14 protein-coding genes are annotated in these 18511 nt (G+C 64.3%); 6 read left to right on the top strand and 8 right to left on the bottom strand.

The features are described 5' to 3' along the window. Positions 1–81 precede the first annotated feature (81 nt). From NKH22_RS12955 to NKH22_RS12935, 5 genes are read left to right on the top strand one after another with little or no spacing between them, the layout of a single operon-like run. On the top strand, positions 82–882 hold the full coding sequence (locus NKH22_RS12955) for an ABC transporter ATP-binding protein (RefSeq protein WP_023710020.1): 801 nt from the start codon (positions 82–84) through the stop codon (positions 880–882). After that, a complete protein-coding gene (locus NKH22_RS12950) occupies positions 879–1628 on the top strand; it encodes a branched-chain amino acid ABC transporter ATP-binding protein (protein WP_023710021.1) in 750 nt (249 codons plus the stop codon). Before NKH22_RS12955 ends, NKH22_RS12950 begins: the two co-directional genes overlap by 4 nt. Further along, positions 1625–2533: a branched-chain amino acid ABC transporter permease gene (locus tag NKH22_RS12945; RefSeq protein WP_023710022.1), complete on the top strand. Its 909-nt coding sequence runs from the start codon at positions 1625–1627 to the stop codon at positions 2531–2533. The genes NKH22_RS12950 and NKH22_RS12945 overlap by 4 nt, the downstream gene beginning before the upstream one ends. After that, positions 2530–3513 (top strand): branched-chain amino acid ABC transporter permease, encoded by a 984-nt coding sequence (locus tag NKH22_RS12940; RefSeq protein ID WP_352446751.1) that lies wholly within the window; start codon positions 2530–2532, stop codon positions 3511–3513. The genes NKH22_RS12945 and NKH22_RS12940 overlap by 4 nt, the downstream gene beginning before the upstream one ends. Further along, complete coding sequence (locus NKH22_RS12935) at positions 3510–4805, top strand: NAD(P)/FAD-dependent oxidoreductase (protein WP_023710024.1); 1296 nt, start codon at positions 3510–3512, stop codon at positions 4803–4805. Before NKH22_RS12940 ends, NKH22_RS12935 begins: the two co-directional genes overlap by 4 nt. Positions 4806–4872: 67 nt before the next feature. Here the strand turns inward: NKH22_RS12935 and NKH22_RS12930 are convergent, their stop codons facing one another. The 8 genes from NKH22_RS12930 to NKH22_RS12895 form a co-directional block, all read right to left on the bottom strand. After that, positions 4873–7710, bottom strand: a complete 2838-nt coding sequence (locus NKH22_RS12930; RefSeq protein WP_352909697.1) for a nitrate reductase — start codon at positions 7708–7710, stop codon at positions 4873–4875. A gap of 3 nt (positions 7711–7713) precedes the next feature. Next, a complete protein-coding gene (gene nirD / locus NKH22_RS12925) occupies positions 7714–8043 on the bottom strand; it encodes a nitrite reductase small subunit NirD (protein WP_352909694.1) in 330 nt (109 codons plus the stop codon). Positions 8044–8048: 5 nt separating this feature from the next. Then, complete coding sequence (nirB, locus tag NKH22_RS12920; protein WP_352909692.1) at positions 8049–10499, bottom strand: nitrite reductase large subunit NirB; 2451 nt, start codon at positions 10497–10499, stop codon at positions 8049–8051. Between the two features lie 4 nt (positions 10500–10503). After that, positions 10504–11301 (bottom strand): ABC transporter ATP-binding protein, encoded by a 798-nt coding sequence (locus NKH22_RS12915; protein ID WP_023682696.1) that lies wholly within the window; start codon positions 11299–11301, stop codon positions 10504–10506. 11 nt (positions 11302–11312) lie between these two features. Continuing rightward, positions 11313–12203: a nitrate ABC transporter permease gene (ntrB, locus tag NKH22_RS12910; protein WP_023692255.1), complete on the bottom strand. Its 891-nt coding sequence runs from the start codon at positions 12201–12203 to the stop codon at positions 11313–11315. 92 nt (positions 12204–12295) lie between these two features. Further along, a complete protein-coding gene (locus tag NKH22_RS12905; protein ID WP_352909690.1) occupies positions 12296–13624 on the bottom strand; it encodes a CmpA/NrtA family ABC transporter substrate-binding protein in 1329 nt (442 codons plus the stop codon). 338 nt (positions 13625–13962) lie between these two features. Then, positions 13963–15201 carry a CmpA/NrtA family ABC transporter substrate-binding protein gene (locus tag NKH22_RS12900; protein ID WP_031197900.1) on the bottom strand — a complete coding sequence of 413 codons (1239 nt, stop codon included), beginning with the start codon at positions 15199–15201 and terminating at the stop codon, positions 13963–13965. A 2-nt stretch (positions 15202–15203) separates the two neighbouring features. Beyond that, a complete protein-coding gene (locus NKH22_RS12895; protein ID WP_023667842.1) occupies positions 15204–15806 on the bottom strand; it encodes an ANTAR domain-containing response regulator in 603 nt (200 codons plus the stop codon). A 282-nt stretch (positions 15807–16088) separates the two neighbouring features. Here NKH22_RS12895 and NKH22_RS12890 point away from each other — a divergent pair, with 282 nt between their 5' ends. Further along, a complete protein-coding gene (locus NKH22_RS12890) occupies positions 16089–18377 on the top strand; it encodes a mechanosensitive ion channel family protein (protein WP_245260533.1) in 2289 nt (762 codons plus the stop codon). Positions 18378–18511: the final 134 nt, after the last annotated feature.

The raw sequence follows: 18511 nt of genomic DNA, 5'->3' as shown, positions 1-18511 counted from the left end.
CCGAATAGCGTGATCAACGCAAGTGTGATCACAAATCAAAAATCAGGAGGCGACAACGATCGTCTTCGGCCAGAGGGTTTGATGAGCGATGCAGCGGAGCGCCAACGGCAGGAGACCCGTGCGCCAGTTCTGACGGCACGAAACGTCGTCAGGCGTTTTGGCGGCCTTGTCGCCGTCGACAATGTCTCGTTTGATGTCAAAGCGGGCGAAATCCTCGGCCTGATCGGACCCAATGGCGCCGGCAAGACGACGATGTTCGATCTGTTGGCGGGCAGCATATTGCCAACCAGCGGCGATATCCTGCTCAATGGCACGCGCGTCTCCGGCGAAGCCGCTCATCTGCGTATCGGCCGTGGTCTTGGCCGCACCTTCCAGATCCCGCGCCCCCTGCCCAATCTGACGCTGATCGAAAACATCATGCTGGCGGCGCAGGGCCAAGCCGGCGAAAAATTGCTCGCCAACTTCGTCACGCCGTGGCGAGTGGCGGCACAGGAAAGAGCAGCCAGGGCAAAGGCACTCGAGCTGCTCGAGCTCGTCTCGCTCGCTCGGCTGGCGCACGAACCGGCACGCGTGCTTTCCGGCGGTCAACGCAAGCTGCTCGAACTCGCCCGCGTCATGATGGCCGATCCGGCGATCATCCTGCTCGACGAGCCGGCGGCCGGCGTCAACGCAACGCTGCTCGAGATCATCATCGACCGCATCCGCGACATCAACGCGCGCGGCATCACCTTTCTGCTGATCGAGCACAATATCGACATGGTGACGCGGCTCTGCCACCGCGTGCTGGTCATGGCGAGCGGCCAGTTGCTCAGCGAAGGCACTGCGGAAGAGGTCGCCCGCGACCCGCGCGTCATCGAGGCCTATCTCGGAGGCCCAGCATGAGTGAGACGGTCCTCGACGTGCGCAACCTCGAAGCCGGCTACGAGCCCGGCGTGCCGATCGTGCGCGGCGCCTCGATCACCGTCGGCAAGGGCGAGATCGTCGTCGTGCTCGGTCCCAACGGCGCCGGCAAGTCGAGCTTCATCAAGGCGATCGCCGGCCTTGTCCCGATCACCGGCGGCGCGGTGTTCCTGGACGGCAAGGACATAACTGCTGCTCCCGCCCACACCATGGTTCGGCTCGGCCTGGCCTTCGTACCGCAGACGGAGAACATCTTCCCGCTGATGTCGGTCGAGGACAATCTGAAAGTCGCCTGCGGCATCCTCGAGCGACGCGAAATCCCTGCCCGCATCGAGGAAATGTACACGGCCTTCCCCGACCTCGTCCGCCAGCGCCGCACCGCCGCCGGCAATCTGTCGGGCGGACAGCGGCAGATGCTTGCCGTCGCGCGCGCCCTGATCGTCCATCCCAAGGTGCTGGTACTCGACGAACCGTCGGCCGGCCTTTCGCCGAAATTCGTATCGACGGTGTTCGAGATGCTGGCCGGCATCCGCAGGTCCGGCGTCACCATCCTGCTGGTCGAACAGAACGCCAAGGCAGCGCTTGCCATCGGCGACCGCGCCTATGTGCTGGTCGAAGGCAGGGACCGGCACGAGGGTGTGGCATCCGAATTGTGGAACGATCCTGTCGTCGCCGAACTCTATCTCGGCCAACGCCCGTCCCCCGTCGGCAAGGGAGGCGCGGCATGAGCCTGCAATTTGTCGTCGATGGGCTGCTGACCGGCTCGATGATCGGCCTTGGCGCCATCGGCGTGACGCTGACCTACTCGATCCTGCGCTTCTCGAACTTCGCCCATGGCGACTTCATGGCCTGGGGCACCTATGCGACGCTCGCCGTCGTCAGCGCCATCGGCGCGATGTTCGGCAAGGTGGCGCCCATTGGTCCGCTGTCCTTCGGCTGGCCGCTGCTGGTTGCGCTGGTTGTCGGCATGGCTTTCACCGCCCTGCTGGCGCTGTTGCTCGACAAGGTGCTGTTTTCGCGGCTGCGCTCGCAGGGGCAAGCCATCATCGTGGTGATGGCGAGCTTCGGCGCCTCGATGGCGCTGCGCAGCCTGCTCGAATTCACCTTCAGCTCACGCCCGACCTATTTCAGCCGGGCGATCCAGATCGCCATGCCGGTCGGCTTCGGCATCCGCATCACGCCCGATCAGATCGCGCTGCTGCTGCTGACCGCAGTGCTGGTGCTCGGCGTGCATCTGTTGATGACACGCACGCAGACCGGCCGCTCCATGCAGGCGCTGAGCCAAAATGCGGCCCTGGCCCGCATCGTCGGCATCGATGTTGCCTCCGTGGTGCGCGTCACCTGGATCATCGGCGGGGCGCTGGCCTGCGTGGCCGGCGTGATGATCGGCATTCTGGTGCAGATCCGCCCGTTCATGGGCTTCGACATGCTGCTGCCGATGTTTGCAGCAGCCATCCTCGGCGGCATCGGCAGCATTCCGGGCGCTGTGCTCGGCGGCTTGATCATCGGTCTTGCCGAAGCCGGTGCGGTGCAGCTGATCGGCGCCGAATGGCGCGCCGCAATCTCCTTCATCATCCTGATGGCGGTGCTGTTCGTTCGGCCGATCGGCCTGTTTGGTGTGAGGGAACGCTGATGGACCTGCTCGGCTACGGCGCCTTCTTCCTGACCACCGCACTGATCTTTTCGCTGGTCACACTGGGGCTCAATCTGCAGTGGGGGCTGACTGGCCTTTTCAATGTCGGCCTTGCCGGATTCGTCGCCATCGGCGCCTATACATCGGCGCTGCTGACGACCCCGGACGATGCCGCGCGCTTCGGCGGCTTCGGTCTGCCGATCCTGGTCGGCTGGGCGGGCGCCATGGTCGTCGGCGGTATCGCCGCAGCACTTACCGGCATGGCCACGCTGCGTCTGCGATCCGACTACCTGGCGATCACCACCTTCGGCGTCGCCGTCGTCGTGCAGCTGGTCGCGCTCAACGCGCAGAAACTCACCGGCGGCCCGTTCGGCATCGGTTTCATCCCGCGCCCGTTCGGCGGCCTTGCCGAAACGCCGCTGCTGTTCAACCTGTCGAACCTCGCCGTCGTTTCGGCTGTGACGCTGATCGCCTATCTCGCTCTGGAGCACCTGTCGCGCAGCCCCTGGGGCCGCGTGCTCAAGGCGCTGCGCGAGGACGAGCGAGCGGCGATTTCGCTGGGCAAGAGCGCGCGCTTCTACCGCGTCCAGGCCTTCGCCGTCGGCGGCGCTATCATGGCGCTGGCCGGCGCTTTGCAGGCGCATTTCACCGGCTTCATCGCGCCCGATAACTATCTGCCGATCCTGACCTTCCAGGTCTGGGTGATGCTGATCGTCGGCGGCTCGGGCAGCAATGCCGGCGCCGTTGCCGGCAGCATCCTGGTCTGGGCGATATGGGCGGGGTCGGGCACGCTGACCAGCGTGCTGTTTGCGCCCGAGCAGCAAGCACGCGCGGCCTCACTGCAGATCGTCGCCATCGGCGTCATGCTCTGCGTCATCCTGCTGATGCGGCCTAACGGATTGTTCGGCGACCGGCCGCGCCGACCGAAGCCCGGCACACAGACAAAGGCGGCGGCCAACGAGAACGAGGCCGGATCATGAATGCCATGATCCGGCAGCAAGCGTATGGCGTTTCGCTCTGGCATGCCGTCAGCCGCAACCGCCGCGACCGGGGCGCGCTGCAAGGCGGACTCGACGTCGATCTCGCGATTGTGGGCGGCGGCTTTTCCGGCCTGTCGACGGCATTGCATGCCTCTGAGAAAGGGCTTTCGGTCGCGGTCCTCGAAGCCGAATTCATCGCTTGGGGTGCGACCGGCCGGAATGCCGGCTTCGTCGTTCCGAACTTCGCCAAGCGGGATCCAGACGACATCATCGCCGAACTCGGACCCGAGCGCGGCGGGAGGCTGATCGATTTCGCCGCGGGAAGCGCTGACCTCGTCTTCGGCCTGATCAAGCGGCATGGCATCGAATGCGACGCTGTGCAGAACGGTTGGATCCAGCCGGCGCATTCGTCCGCCGCGCTGGAAAAGACGCGATCGCGCGCCGAGCAATGGGCGGCGCGGGGCAGGCCGACCGTAACGCTCGATGCCAAGGCGGTCACGACGCTCACCGGTATCGGCGGCTACGCCGGCGGTTGGATGGACAACTCGGGCGGCGTCCTCAATCCGGTCGAGTATGCGCGCGGCCTGGCCGACGCCGCGGAAAAGGTTGGCGCACGCATCTTCGAGCAGACGCGTGTCACTTCCATCGACCGCACGCCGGATGGCTGGGCCTTGAAGACTGCGTCCGGCACTGTGCGAGCGGGCAAGGTCTTGGTCGCCACCAACGCCTATGGTGGAGAGCTGAACCCGACACTGGCACGGACGTATATCCCGCTGAAAGTCTTCCAGATCGCCACTGCGCCGCTGTCGCGCGCCATACGCGCGCGCCTGATGCCCGGCGGCCAGGGCGTTGGCGACACCAGGCGCAACCTGTTCACGTGCCGCTGCGATGGCCAGAACCGGCTGATCAGCGGCGGCATGCATGTCGTCGGAGCCGGCGCCGAGACGCGGGTGCCGCAAACAATCTGGCGACGGCTCGCCAGGCATCTCGATTTGCCTGACCTGCCGCCGCTTGCCTACAGCTGGACAGGCGTGGCGGCGGTGGGGCCGGATTTCCTGCCGCGTCTCATCGACCTCGGCCCAGGCCTGATCGCAGGCTTCGCCTGCAACGGCCGCGGCATCGCCATGACCACGGCAATGGGCAAGGTGCTGGCCAACTGGGCGAGCGGAACGGACGCCCGCGATCTGCCGCTCCCCTTCGCGCCGCCAGCGCCGATCCCGCTGCACAAGCTCGTGCGCTATGCACCGAATATGCTGCTCCCCTGGAGCATCCTGCGCGACCGGCTGGATTAGACAGCCACCACCTTCCGCAATCGATGACCATGGTGGCCCAAGAGGATATCGTCAGATCCAGCCGCACCTACTCCGCAGCCTGAACCCGATTGGCCTGGATGACCGCCCGGATCTCGGACCGGCAGGAGCCGCAATTTGTGCCGGCCTTCAGGGCGCCGCCTACGGCTTCGACTGTCGTGCACCCGGCCGCCACTGCCGCCACGATCTGGTTGACCCCGACGCTGAAACAGGAGCAGACGGTCGCGCCCGCATCGGGCCGATCGGCGCCGGCGCGACCGGCGACGATCCTGAAGCGTTCGCGCTGGCTGGTGTGAACCTCCTGGAGTTGCTGTGCCGCCCAACCCCGCGAAACCGCCACCGGTCCCGACGCGATAAACAAAGCCCCGGCGAGGTGCTGGTCGTCAAAGGCAGCAATGCGATGCTGGCCGGTATCGCGGTCGTGATAGGCGAGCATGTCGGCTACGGGAACATCGAAAAGCGAACCAGCAAAACCAGCCCAGTCGATGTCATCGCCGGCAAAGGCAAGCTCCACCCGCCAGCCGCCCTTGCATTTGGCCACGGCCCAGTAATCTGCTGCGAGCGCCACCGGCTTGCGGCGCACCACAGCGAAGCCGAAGGCTCTCGCGGCGAATTTCTCGATACGGGCGCCGACATGTTTCAGCGCAGGTTGGCCGGAAACCGGATCGGTCAGAGGCGCGGTCAGCGTGTCGAGGCGGCCCTTTGCCGAAAACTGATCGGTCCAGTGCATCGGCGCAAACACGCTCCCCCGGCGCTGGCGTGCCGTCACCAGCGCGCGCACCAGCACATCCCCGCGCAGGCTGGAGACGCGCACGATGTCGGCGTCGCCAATGCCGTGATGCGTGGCATCCGCCGGGTGGATCTCGACGAAGGGCTCGGCCATGTGCTGGGAGAGACGTGGGCTTTTCCCAGTGCGGGTCATCGTGTGCCAATGGTCGCGAACACGGCCGGTGTTGAGGATCAGCGGATAGTCCGGGCTGGTGCGTGTCTCGACGATGGGACGAATGGCGATGAAGCGCGCCTTGCGGTCGGGATTGTAGAAATTGCCGTTGGCGAAGAAGCGGGTGCTGGAAGGGTCAAGTCCCGCTTGAACACCCCCCTCTGTCCTGCCGGACATCTCCCCCGCAAGGGGGGAGATTGGCAGCTTTGACGCCGGCATATCTTCTGCATCGTTGGTAATTGGCGAAGGCCGAGGCGACGGCTGATCTCCCCCCTTGCGGGGGAGATGGCCGGCAGGCCAGAGGGGGGTGGCTGGGCTCGGCGCCGGCCATTGGAACGGAGCCAATTCTTCATAGGCGTCGGCATCGATCGCACCATAAGCGCCGATATCGAAATCCCGCGCGCCGTCATTCTCGAAACCCGACAGCGCGGCGTGTTCGGCGAAAACCTCCGCCGGCGTCACATGCGCAAACGCCTCGCCAAACCCCATCCGCTTGCCCACCTCGGCAATGATCTGCCAATCCGGCCGCGCCTCGCCGGGCACTGCAAGAAAGCTGCGCTGGCGCGAGATGCGGCGCTCTGAATTGGTCACGGTGCCGTCCTTCTCGCCCCAGGCGGCGGCGGGTAGCCGCACATGGGCGTGACGCACGGTGTCCGTGCTCGCCAGCACATCCGAAACCACGACAAACGGGCAGGCCTTGATCGCTGCCTCGACGGCATCGGCATCCGGCATCGAATCGACCGGGTTGGTGGCCATGATCCACAGTGCCTTGATGCGGCCGGCGGCGATCGCCTGAAACATCTCGACCGCCTTCAGACCGGGCTTTTGGGCGACGGCCGGCGCATTCCAGAAACGCTGCACGCGGTCGCGGTGCTCGGGGTTATCGATCTCCATATGGGCAGCCAGCATGTTGGCCATGCCGCCGACCTCGCGGCCGCCCATGGCGTTGGGCTGGCCGGTCACCGAAAACGGCCCTGCCCCAGGTTTGCCGATGCGGCCGGTGGCGAGGTGGCAGTTGATGATGGCGTTGACCTTGTCGGTGCCCGAAGACGACTGGTTCACTCCCTGGCTGTAGACAGTGACGGTTTTCGCAGTCGCGGCGAACAGGTTGTAGAAGCGGGTGAGCTCGTCCTCGCTCAGGCCGGTGGCGGCGGCAATGCCGGCAAGGTCGAGCGCCGATGCGGCGAAGAGAGCTTGGCCGAAGCCGGTCGTGTGTGCGGTCACATAGCCACGGTCGAGTGCGTTGTGCTGGCCGAGCCAGGCGAGCAGACCAGTGAACAAAGCAACGTCGCCATCCGGCGCGATCGCCAGGTGAATGTTGGCGATATCAGCGGTCATGGTGCGGCGCGGGTCGACCAGCACGACCTTCATCTCCGGTCGTTTTTCCCGGGCCGCCGCGATGCGCTGGAAGAGCACGGGATGGCACCAGGCGAGATTGGAGCCGACCAGCACGATCAGGTCGGCGAGCTCGAGATCCTCGTAGGTGCCGGGCACGGTGTCGGAGCCGAAGGCGCGGCGGTGGCCGGCAACCGAGGAGGCCATGCATAGCCGCGAATTGGTGTCGATGTTGGCCGAGCCGATGAAGCCCTTCATCAGCTTGTTGGCGACATAGTAGTCTTCGGTCAGCAACTGGCCGGAGACATAGAAGGCGACGGAGTCAGGACCGTGCTCGGCGATGGTTTGCGAAAAGGTCGAAGCGACGCGGTCGAGCGCCTCGTCCCAGCCGGCACGGCGACCGTGGATTTCGGGGTAGAGCAGCCTGCCGTCGAGGTCGATGGTTTCGGCCAGGGCCGAGCCCTTGGAGCAGAGCCGGCCGAAGTTCGCTGGATGATTGGGATCGCCGCGGACGCTGACTTCACCGTCCGCGGCGACTTTCGCCAGCACGCCGCAACCCACCCCGCAATAGGGGCAGGTGGTCCTCACCTCGCGCGCTTCGCCCAGTTCCATGCTTCAGGCCGCGCGGCTGGCTAGCGCTTTCAGCGCAATGAACAGGTGCTCGCCCTCGATGCGCACAGGAATGGTGCGCACTGCGCCCTCGTCGGCGCCGAGCGCCTTGCCCGTCTCCAGCGAGATGACCCAATTGTGCAAGGGACAGGTGACGGCGGTGCCGTGGACGATGCCTTGGCTCAGCGGCCCACCCTTGTGCGGGCAATGGTCGTCGATGGCATAGACCTGATCGTCCTGCGTGCGGAAGACGGCGATCTTACCCTCGGGTGTGTCGACGCAGCGCGCGCCGCGGCGGGGGATGTCGGAGAGTGAGCCGATCGATGTCCAGTCCATCTTGATCACTCCGCAGCCTGCGCAAACCCGACAGAAGCCATTGGCCGGAACTCGTGCTTGTCCTTGCCGGAGACGCGTTCCGACCACGGGTCGACCTGGGCGAATTTCTGGCTGAAGACGAAGCGTTCGTAATAGGCCTTGCGCTTGGCGCCGTCGTCCATGATCTGGCGCTTGATCTCGGGGATGCCGATGCGCTTGGCCCATTTGTAGATGCGCTCGAGATAGCGGCCCTGCTCGCGGTACATCTGCGTCAGCGCCACGATATGCTCCAGCGCCTCGTCCTCGGTCTTGACCAGGCCAAGCACTTCGGTGCCCTTGATGTCGAGCCCGGCGGCGCCGGCGAAATGGATCTCGTAGCCACTGTCGACACAGATCACGCCGACATCCTTGCAGGTCGCCTCGGCGCAGTTGCGCGGACAGCCCGATACCGCCATTTTGACCTTGGCCGGGGTCCACGAGCCCCACATGAATTTCTCGATGCGAATGCCGAGGCCGGTCGAATCCTGCGTGCCGAAGCGGCACCAGTCGGAGCCGACACAGGTCTTCACCGTGCGCAGGCCCTTGGCGTAAGCATGGCCTGAGACGAAGCCGGCCTGGCCGAGATCGGCCCACACCGCCGGCAGATCCTCCTTGCGGATGCCCAGCATGTCGATGCGCTGGCCGCCGGTGACCTTGACCATCGGTATCTCGAACTTGTCGACGACGTCGGCGATGGCGCGCAGTTCGGCGGCGTTGGTGACGCCGCCCCACATGCGCGGCACCACCGAATAGGTGCCGTCCTTCTGGATGTTGGCGTGGACGCGTTCGTTGATGAAGCGCGACTGATAGTCGTCGGCGTAATCGTTCGGCCAGTCGCAGACGAGGTAGTAGTTGAGCGCCGGCCGACATTTTGCGCAGCCGCAGGAGGTCGTCCATTCCAGCTCCTGCATGACGGCGGGAATGGTCTTCAGGCTCTTGGCGATGATCAGCCGGCGCACCTCGTCATGGCCGAGCGTGGTGCAGCCGCACATCGGTTGCACGGCGGCCGGGTTGTATTTGTCGCCGATGGTCAGCACCATCAGTTTCTCGACCAGCCCGGTGCACGAACCGCAGGAAGCCGATGCCTTGGTGTGGGCGCGCACGTCGTCGAGCGAAGCCAGGCCCTTGGCCGTGATCGCGCCGGTGATCTTGCCCTTGCAAACGCCGTTGCAGCCGCAGATTTCCGCATCATCCGGCAAGGCTGCAACGGCCGCCATAGGGTCCAGCGGGGCACCCCCCTGGTAGGACTGGCCGAAGATGAGCGTGTCGCGCATCTCCGATATGTCGGTCTGCTTCTTCTTGAGGTCGTTGAACCAGGCGCCGTCAGCCGTCTCGCCATAAAGCACGGTGCCGATGATGCGGTCGTCTTTCAGGACAAGGCGCTTGTAGACGCCGGCGGCGGCATCGCGCAGCACGATCTCCTGGCGGTCCTCGCCTTCGGCGAAGTCGCCAAGCGAGAACAGGTCGATGCCTGTGACCTTGAGCTTGGTCGGCGTGTCCATGTGGACGAAGGCCGCTGCCTCGTTGCCGGCCAACTGGCTCGCGGCAACACGCGCCATCTCGTAGAGCGGCGCGACCAGCCCGTAAACCTGGCCGTTGACCTCGGCGCATTCGCCGAGCGCGTAGATGTCGGGGTCGTTGCTGCGCATGCCGGCATCGACGACGATACCACGATTGACGGCTATGCCGGCCTCTCTGGCCAGCGCCGCATTCGGCCGGATGCCGACCGCCATCACCACCAGCGTTGCCGGGATAATAGTGCCGTCGGCAAGCTCCACCTGCCCGACCTTGCCGTTGCCGGTGATCGCCTGGGTGTTGGCCTTGGTGATGACCTTGATGCCGCGCTGTTCCACCGCGCGCTGCAGGAGATAGCCGGCGGCTGGATCGAGCTGACGCTCCATCAATGTCGGCATGACATGCAGCACGGTGACGTCCATGCCTTGGGCGTTCAAACCTGCTGCCGCCTCCAGCCCGAGCAGGCCGCCGCCGATGACCACGGCCTTGGCGCGCGACTGGGCGGCAAGCATCATGGCCTGAACATCGTCGAGGTCGCGATAGGTCAGCACCCCCGGCAGATCATGGCCGGGCGCCGGAATGATAAAGGGCACCGATCCGGTGGCGATGACGAGCTTGTCGTAAGGCTCGGTGACGCCGTGGTCGGAGGTGACGGTCTTGGCCGCCCGGTCGATGGCGACGATCTTGTGACCCTTGTAGAGGGTGATGTTGTTGGCGATGTACCAGCCGTCGCCGTGGATGATGATTTCCTCATAGGCCTTTTCGCCGGAGAGAACCGGCGACAGCATGATGCGGTCGTAGTTCACCCGCGGCTCGGCGTTGAAGATGGTCACGGTGTAGCGGCCCGGCGCCTGTTCGAGCAGATGCTCCAGCATGCGCCCAGGGGCCATACCGTTGCCGATGATGACGAGTTTTTCGGTCATGGCGTTACTCCGCGGCTTCGACGAAGCGATGACGTTCATAGAGGAACTTCAGCACCGCTTCGCGGCAGCGCAAAAAGGTGCGGTCGGAAGAGAGTTCGACGCGGCGACGCGGCCGCGCCAGCGGCACCGCCAGCACCTCGCCGATGGTCGCCGCTGGACCGTTGGTCATCATGACGATGCGGTCGGACAACAGCACCGCCTCGTCGACATCGTGGGTGATCATGATCGTCGTCGAGCCAAGCCGGGAATGGATGTCCATCACCGCATCCTGCAGATGGGCGCGCGTCAGCGCGTCGAGCGCTCCGAACGGCTCGTCGAGCAACAGGATCTTCGGCTCCATGGCAAGCGCCCGGGCAATGCCGACGCGCTGCTTCATGCCGCCCGATATCTCGGCCGGCCGCTTGTCCTTGGCATGGGCCATCTGCACGAGATCGAGATTGCGCATGATCCAGTCATGCCGTTCGGTCCTGCTCTTGGAACGACCAAAGACTTTCGATACCGCCAGGCTGATGTTTTCGTAGACGGTGAGCCATGGCAGCAGGCTGTGGTTCTGAAACACCACGGCGCGCTCGGGTCCGGGGCTGTCGACCTCCTTGTTTTCGAGCAGCACGGCGCCGGCGGAAACCTTGGTCAGCCCGGCGATCAGATTGAGCAAGGTCGACTTGCCACAGCCGGAATGGCCGATGATGGAGACGAATTCGCCCTTGTCGATGGTCAGCCTGATGTCCTTGAGCACCTCGCTGACCTGACCGCCGCGGGCAAAGGATTTGTCGATATGGTCGAGCTTCAGATAGGCCGTCATCGCCCTTCTCCTCACTTTGCCGTTGTGCCGCGGGTGACGAAAGAGCCGACTGCCGCGACCAGGCGGTCGAGGCAGAAGCCGGTGACGCCGATATAGGCGAGCGCGACGATGATGTCGGGCAGCCGCGACGAGTTCCAGGCGTCCCAGATGAAGAAGCCGATGCCGACGCCGCCGGTCAGCATTTCGGCGGCGACGATGGCGAGCCAGGACAGGCCGATGCCGATCCTTAAGCCGGTGAAGATGTAAGGTGCAGCCGCCGGAACCATGATCTTGACGAAAAATTCGAACTGGTTGAGCCGCAGGATGCGCGAGACGTTGCGGTAGTCTTCGGGAATGTTGCGCACGCCGACGGCGGTGTTGATGATGATCGGCCAGATCGAGGTGATGAAGATAACGAACAGCGCCGACGGGCTGGAATCGCGGAAAGCAGCCAGCGACAGCGGCAACCAGGCCAGCGGCGGCACGGTGCGCAGTATCTGGAACACCGGATCGAGGCCACGCATGGCCCAGATCGACTGGCCGACCAGGGCGCCGAGCGCGACGCCGACGATCGCCGCCAGGCCGAAGCCGATGGCGACGCGTTGCAGAGAGATCAGCACCCGCCACGCAAGGCCGATATCCTGCGGGCCGTTGTTGAAGAACGGATGCGCGATCAGATCATAAGCCTCGTTCCACACCTGGCTGGGCGGCGGCAGGCTGGCGGTCGGCGACGAGCAGGCGATCTGCCACACGACCAGCATGAAGGCGATAACGATGACCGGCGGCACCAGGGCGGTGGCCAGCCTGCCGGCGATCGCGATCGGGTCGAAGCGGCGCCGCGCTTTGGCGGTGAAAGCGATGACCGCGGCAGGCTTGGCGGGGAACGCCTTCACCGTGGTTTCCTCAATGGCTTGGATGGACATGTCTGACAATAACTCCGGGGTCGATGCGGGCGACAACGGCGAAGCGCCGTTGCGCTGGGGCGACAAACGGCGCAACGCGCCGTTTGCGCAGGTCAAGCCGATGCCTTGATCTTCAAGCTGTCGAGATAGGCCGACGGGTTGGCCGGGTCGAAAATCTTGCCGTCGAAGAGGGTCTCGACGCCGCGCGACGACGAGGCCGGAATATCGGCTGCGGCAACGCCGAGATCCTTCGCCGCCTCGCGCCAGATATCCTCGCGATTGACCTGATCGACCAGCGTCTTGATGTCGGTGGTCGGCCCGAATTTTCCCCAACGGATGTTTTCGGCGAGGAACCAGCTGTCGTGGCTCTTGTAGGGATAGGAAACGCCACCCTTCCAGAATTTCATGTAGAGGTCAGTGCCGGTGGCCACGCGGCCGTTGCCGTAGTTGATGTCGCCCTTGAGGCGGCCGATAATGTCGGCGACAGGCACGTTCATCCATTGCCGCTTGCCGATGATGGCGGCCATCTCGTCCTTGTTCTCCGTGGCCTCGCACCATTGCTGGGCCTCCATGACGGCCATCACGATCGCCTTGGTGGCGTTAGGGTATTTGTCGATGAATTCGGCGCGGAGGCCGAGCGCCTTTTCGGGATGACCCTTCCACAGTTCGCCGGTGGTGGCGGCGGTGAAACCAACGCCCTGGTGGACGAGCTGTTCGTTCCACGGTTCGCCAACGCAGAACACGTCCATGTTGCCGACTTTCATGTTGGCGACCATCTGCGGCGGCGGCACGACAATGGTCGAGACGTCCTTGTCGGGATCGATGCCGCCGGCGGCCAGCCAGTAACGGAGCCACAAATCATGGGTGCCGCCCGGGAACGTCATGGCGGCCTTGATTTCCTTGCCGGCCGCCTTCTTGGCGGCGAAGGCGTCCTTCAGCTTGGAGGCGTTGAGGCCGACACCGGTGCCGGCGTATTCCTGCGCAACCGAAATGCCCTGGCAGTCGTAGTTGAGCCGCGCCACGATAGCCATCGGCATCGGCTGGTTGTTCTGCGTCACCTTGCCGGTGTGCATGAGATAGGGCAGCGGCGTCAGGATGTGAGCGCCGTCGATGCCGTTGGCTTCGCCGCCGAGCATCAGATTGTCGCGCGTCGCGCCCCAGGAGGCCTGCTTGAGCACCTCGACGTCGGGCATGCCGAACTTGGCGAACAGCCCCTTCTCCTTGGCGATCATCAGCGGCGCCGCGTCGGTCAGCGCGATGAAGCCGAGCTTGGCGCCGGTGACCTCCGGAGCGGTCGTGGCGGCATAGGCGCCCGAGGGGAAGAGCTTGCGGGCCGCCACGAACAGGCCGGCCGTCATGGCGCTGCTGACAAGAAAATCGCGGCGCGTCACATCCTTGAGCGATGTTCCCGTCCCGATCCATTTCCCTATTTTTTCTTTCATCGTGATCTCCGGTTGAACGCTTCGTCGAGTGGCCCAAAACAAAAAAGCCGCCGTCCAGGCCTCGCGCGTCCGTACATCCGGGATCGCGTCGTTGACCTGAGCGGCAGCTTTGCCTGTGGCGCCCGCCATTGGACGCCTGTTCCGTGACCCGCGAAGGGCCTGGCTAATTCAAAGCAGGAACCGTGCCAGTTCTGAGTGAAACGAAAAACCTAAATGAAATCAACATTACGCGCCAGACGCCGGCACGCGAGGCGACATCGCAAGCAGGTCAAAGATTGTTCATTACAGCAATCGCACGCACATTTTTTGTGCAATGCACAAGAATGGCGCGAGAATGATCAGGCTTCCGCGCGAGCGGCTTTCTGGCGCGCTATATAGCCGTCGATCTCGTCGGGGTCGAAGGTCTGACCGTCGAAGAAGCCGTCTGGCCCAAGCACCAAGCCTGCCCCGGTCGCACCGACAGCCGTGGCGACCTTAAGCGCGCCCTCGACCTTCGCATTGGCGCCGGGAAGTGCAACGCCAAGCGGCTTTAGCGCCGAGCGGTAGAGGTCGGGACGGTAGCAGTCACGGGCGATAGCAAGGTTTTCCGGCGTGTGCTCGACATGCCCCCAGCGCACCATCTGCGTATAGAACCACAGCGCATGGCTCTTCCACGGAAAGTTCGCCGCCTTGTCGAAGGGCAGGAAGAAGTCGTCGACATCCAGTTCGGCGCCGCCGCCCAGTTCAAGATGGCCGGTCAGGATCGGCATCTGGACAGCTGGTGGCAGGCCGAGGAAGCCAGCTTGAGCCATCACACCAGCCAGTTCGGCGCGGTTGCCCGGATCCTGGCACCAGCGCGCCGAATGATGCAGCGCGCGCAGCAATGCTGCCAGCGGGACCGGGTTCTCCTGCGACCAGGCCTTGCGCACGCCGATCACCTTCTCCGGGCTGTTGCGCCACAGCAGCGCTTTGACCGTGACGATATGGCCGGTGCCGGCGGCGACCGAGGCGCTGTTCCAGGGCTCGCCGACGCAGTAGCCGTCGATCCGCCCGGCGGCCAGCGCATCGGCCATGAAGGGCGGCGGCACGATGACGATCTCGATCTCGCGCTCCGGATCGATGCCGCACCCGGCAAGCCAGTAGCGCAGTTCGTAATTATGCCCCGAATGCGGGTGCACCACGGCAAAGCGCAGCGGATCGCCGCCAGCCCCGGCGCGGTCGCGAATGAAGGCACCGAGGGCTGCGCCCGCGCGCGCGGGCTCGAGATCGGGTATGGCGCCGTGTGCCGCCATGCCTTCCCAGACGGCGTTGGAGATGGTGACGCAATTGCCGCCAAGCCCGAGCGAAAACGGCACGATGGTCTCGGAAGCAAGCGGCGTCAGCCCGAGATTGCAGGCGAGCGGCATCGGCCCCAGCATGTGCGCCAGGTGGAAATGGCCGATGGCGATGCGGTCGCGGATGTTGGCCCAGGAGGTCTCGCGGTGCAGTGTGAGATCGATGCCCTCGCGCGCGGCAAATCCAAGCTCACCCGCCGCAACCAGCACGGCACTGTCGAAGAGCGGCATGAAGCCGGCGGTGATCTGGTGCTCGGCGCTCATGCTCATTCGTCCTCCGACGGCCCGAGCAGCCCGGCGGCAGTCACCAGGCTCTGGGCAATGTCGCCGATCTTGCGGTTCTGGTTCATCGCCGTCTTGCGCAGCAGCGTGTAGGCGGCCTCTTCGGTCAGGCCGCGCGACTTCATCAGGATGCCCTTGGCACGGTCGATCACCTTGCGGCTCTCAAGCTCGCCTCGAACCTCTTCCAGCTCGCGCGCCATGCGCGAGAAAGCGTTGAAGCGGCTGACCGCCATGTCCAGGATCGGCTTGACGCGCTCTTGCCTGAGGCCGTCGACGACATAGGCCGAAACGCCGGCATCGACCGCCGCTTCGATCGATGCCTGGTCCGACCGGTCGACGAACATGGCGATCGGCCGCTTCACCGCACGCGACAGCTGGAACATGTTTTCCAGCATGTCGCGGTTCGGGTTTTCCAGGTCGATGACGATGACGTCCGGCTCGATCTCGGCGATGCGCCGCGCAATGCCGGTCACATCGTGGATGACGGTGACCCGCTCATGGCCGGCCTCGCGCAAACCTGCCTCGATGATCGCGGCGCGGATACGGTTTTCGTCGATGACCAGGACGGCGAGTGAGCTGCGGACCATGCGTGCATTGTGGGCAAGGTCGCAAAATTGTGCAATGCGGCATGGTCACAGGCTCCCGCCGCGGAGCAACCGACGACCGACAACGACCCGGTCTAGGTGGTCGGGACAAGGAACGCAGCGCAACGCTGGCGCTGGTGACGACAGCCTTGCCGGTCGCCTGGTGCCCTACCCAACGGTCTAGGTGCGATGAGACTTGCACCGCAACATCGGCTTGTTAAAGGTGGGGGCAACGACGGACATAGCTGTCCTTGCTCGCCGATCTGACCGGAAGGTTACCGCACGATGCTGCTCATGAAACGACGATTGGGAGCCAGCAAGCTGGCGCGCCCGGCACGGCGTCCCGGAGGCCTGACGACGATGTTTGCCCTGATTGCCGGGCCGCTCATCCTTGGCATCGCCCTCCTGCTGGCTGGCCCGGCACAGGCGCAGTCACCGGCCGCCGTCGCGCCCGACAAGGTCAAACAGCTGTTCGAGCTTCTCGACGATCCGTCGGTGAAGGCCTGGGTGGCCGAGCAACGAAATCCGGCCGCTGGTTCAACGGAAGCGCCTGCTGCGGCTAGCACTCCGCCGGCCGACGCCGCGGCCGCACCGGGCCAGATGAATACAATGGCATCCTCGACGCTCGATCGGATCAAGCATCACATCGAGAAAATCGTGCGAACCGTGCCCACACTGCCGGGCCAGTTCGCGCGCGTCCGGGCCCAGACAATGGACGATATGTCCAGCAAGGGCCCCGTCAGCGTATTGGTGCTGATTGCGATCTTTATCGCTGCCGGCCTGGCGCTCACCTGGGCAATATACAAGCTCACCCGTCCATTTCGTCTTTGGATCATCGCGCAACCCAGAGATACGCCCATCGGGCGGGCCAAGAAGATCGGCGGCCGCACGCTTTATTCCAGCATGATGATCGGCTCGTTCGCGCTGGGCAGCGCCGGTGCGTTCATGCTGTTCGACTGGCCAGCGCTCATCCGCGAGATTGTGCTGACATTTCTGATGGCTGCGGTCTTTACGTGGGCTGTGCGCCTATACGTGATGGCCACGCTCGTCCCTTCTTTCATGGAGGTCGAGCACGCCATCGAGGTTCGTGCCCTGCCGATCACCAACGGAGCTGCTGACCATTGGGCTTATTGGCTGCCCCGGATCGTCGGCGTTTTCGCCTTCTTCGCCGCCGCGTTTGTCCTCTTGCCGGGTCTCGGCATAGACCAGGACGGAATGATGGTCCTGTCCGTCGGCGCCGATTTCATCCTGCTGTTGCTCTTCCTGCTGGCCATTTGGCGTCGGCCAAGAACGCAGCGAGACCGCGCGCGCCACAGCGGTCACACGGCAGTGACATGGTTGTTGACGGTTTATTTCGTCGTTCTGTTCCTCGAACGCATTGCTGGCCTCTACACATTCTTCTGGTTTACCTTCGCCTCTTTCTTTCTGCCCCTGGCCATCGTGTTGACGGAGCGCGGGGTTAATTTCGTCCTGCGGCCCGGTTCGGAAGATGCGGGCCGGCCGACGATCCCGGCGGTGACGATCGCTGTCATCGATCGCGGTATCCGGATGATTTTCATCCTCGCGGCGGCTTACCTTCTCGCACGCGTACTGGGCCTGGACATGCAATCCATGCGCGGCAGCGATACGACCACCATGCTCATATTGCGCGGCTTGATCAACGTCGTGGTCATTGCCCTTGCTGCCGATTTCGGCTGGTCGATCATCAAAGCCTTGATCGAACGAAAGCTGGGCGTCGCGATACCGCAAGCGGTGGTGAGCGAAGAAGACATCCTCACCCTCGATCCGCATCAGGCGCGGCTGCACACGCTGTTGCCGATCATCCAGAACATTCTGCTAGCAGTGATCATCGTGATGGCGGTGCTGATGATGCTCGCTTCGATCGGCATCCAGATCGGCCCGCTGATCGCCGGCGCCGGCGTCGTCGGCGTCGCCGTGGGTTTTGGCGCGCAAACCATCGTCAAGGACGTGATCTCTGGCGTGTTTTATCTGCTCGACGATGCTTTCCGTGTCGGCGAATACATTTCATCGGGCAGCTACAGGGGTACGGTGGAGAGCTTTTCGCTGCGCTCGGTGAAGCTGCGCCACCATCGTGGTCCGCTGTTCACGATACCTTTCGGCGAACTCGGCGCCGTGCAGAACCAGAGCCGTGACTGGGTCACCGACAAATTCAACATCACCGTTGGCTATGACACCGATATCGACTTTGCTCGCAAACTGATCAAGCGAATTGGCCTGGAACTGGCGGAAGATCCGGAGTTCAAACACTGGGTGATCGAACCGATCAAGATGCAGGGGGTGCAGGAGTTCGGCGAGTACGGCATCGTCTTGAGGGTCAAGGTCACGACCAGACCTGGAGGCGCCTTCAGCATGAAAGGCAGGTTCTTTTTGCGCCTCCGCCAGGCCTTCAAGGAGCAGGGCATCGAGCTCCCATTCCCGACCGTCCACGTCCAGGGGCTGCAAGACCCGCATGGGACAGAGAATGCGCCTTTGGAGGTCACACCTGAATTACGAATGGCCGTCGCCCAGTCGCACACCAATCGGCGCAGAAAAAAAGCCGGCACAACGGAGTAGGACGCTGTGATACCCGCCGGTCGCAACACGGCTTTCCGCGCAAAGCCTGGACCCGCGACACCACGCTAGTCGAGCTGCCGATAGCGACGACCTGATCGCCGCCAATCAGCACCAGCGTGGCGTTCTGAGGCCAA

Source organism: Mesorhizobium sp. M1252 (assembly GCF_040318265.1).
Lineage (GTDB): Bacteria > Pseudomonadota > Alphaproteobacteria > Rhizobiales > Rhizobiaceae > Mesorhizobium.
This window is presented reverse-complemented; position numbering and strand designations above follow the sequence as displayed.

Coding starts and splice junctions, on each gene's coding strand:
- NKH22_RS12900 (WP_031197900.1), bottom strand. CDS start 15,201: ATGAGCGCCGAGCACCAGATCACCGCCGGCTTCATGCCGCTCTTCGAC.
- nirB (WP_352909692.1), bottom strand. CDS start 10,499: ATGACCGAAAAACTCGTCATCATCGGCAACGGTATGGCCCCTGGGCGC.
- NKH22_RS12905 (WP_352909690.1), bottom strand. CDS start 13,624: ATGAAAGAAAAAATAGGGAAATGGATCGGGACGGGAACATCGCTCAAG.
- nirD (WP_352909694.1), bottom strand. CDS start 8,043: ATGGACTGGACATCGATCGGCTCACTCTCCGACATCCCCCGCCGCGGC.
- NKH22_RS12945 (WP_023710022.1), top strand. CDS start 1,625: ATGAGCCTGCAATTTGTCGTCGATGGGCTGCTGACCGGCTCGATGATC.
- NKH22_RS12890 (WP_245260533.1), top strand. CDS start 16,089: ATGCTGCTCATGAAACGACGATTGGGAGCCAGCAAGCTGGCGCGCCCG.
- NKH22_RS12950 (WP_023710021.1), top strand. CDS start 879: ATGAGTGAGACGGTCCTCGACGTGCGCAACCTCGAAGCCGGCTACGAG.
- NKH22_RS12935 (WP_023710024.1), top strand. CDS start 3,510: ATGAATGCCATGATCCGGCAGCAAGCGTATGGCGTTTCGCTCTGGCAT.
- ntrB (WP_023692255.1), bottom strand. CDS start 12,203: ATGTCCATCCAAGCCATTGAGGAAACCACGGTGAAGGCGTTCCCCGCC.
- NKH22_RS12915 (WP_023682696.1), bottom strand. CDS start 11,301: ATGACGGCCTATCTGAAGCTCGACCATATCGACAAATCCTTTGCCCGC.
- NKH22_RS12930 (WP_352909697.1), bottom strand. CDS start 7,710: ATGGAACTGGGCGAAGCGCGCGAGGTGAGGACCACCTGCCCCTATTGC.
- NKH22_RS12895 (WP_023667842.1), bottom strand. CDS start 15,806: ATGGTCCGCAGCTCACTCGCCGTCCTGGTCATCGACGAAAACCGTATC.
- NKH22_RS12955 (WP_023710020.1), top strand. CDS start 82: ATGAGCGATGCAGCGGAGCGCCAACGGCAGGAGACCCGTGCGCCAGTT.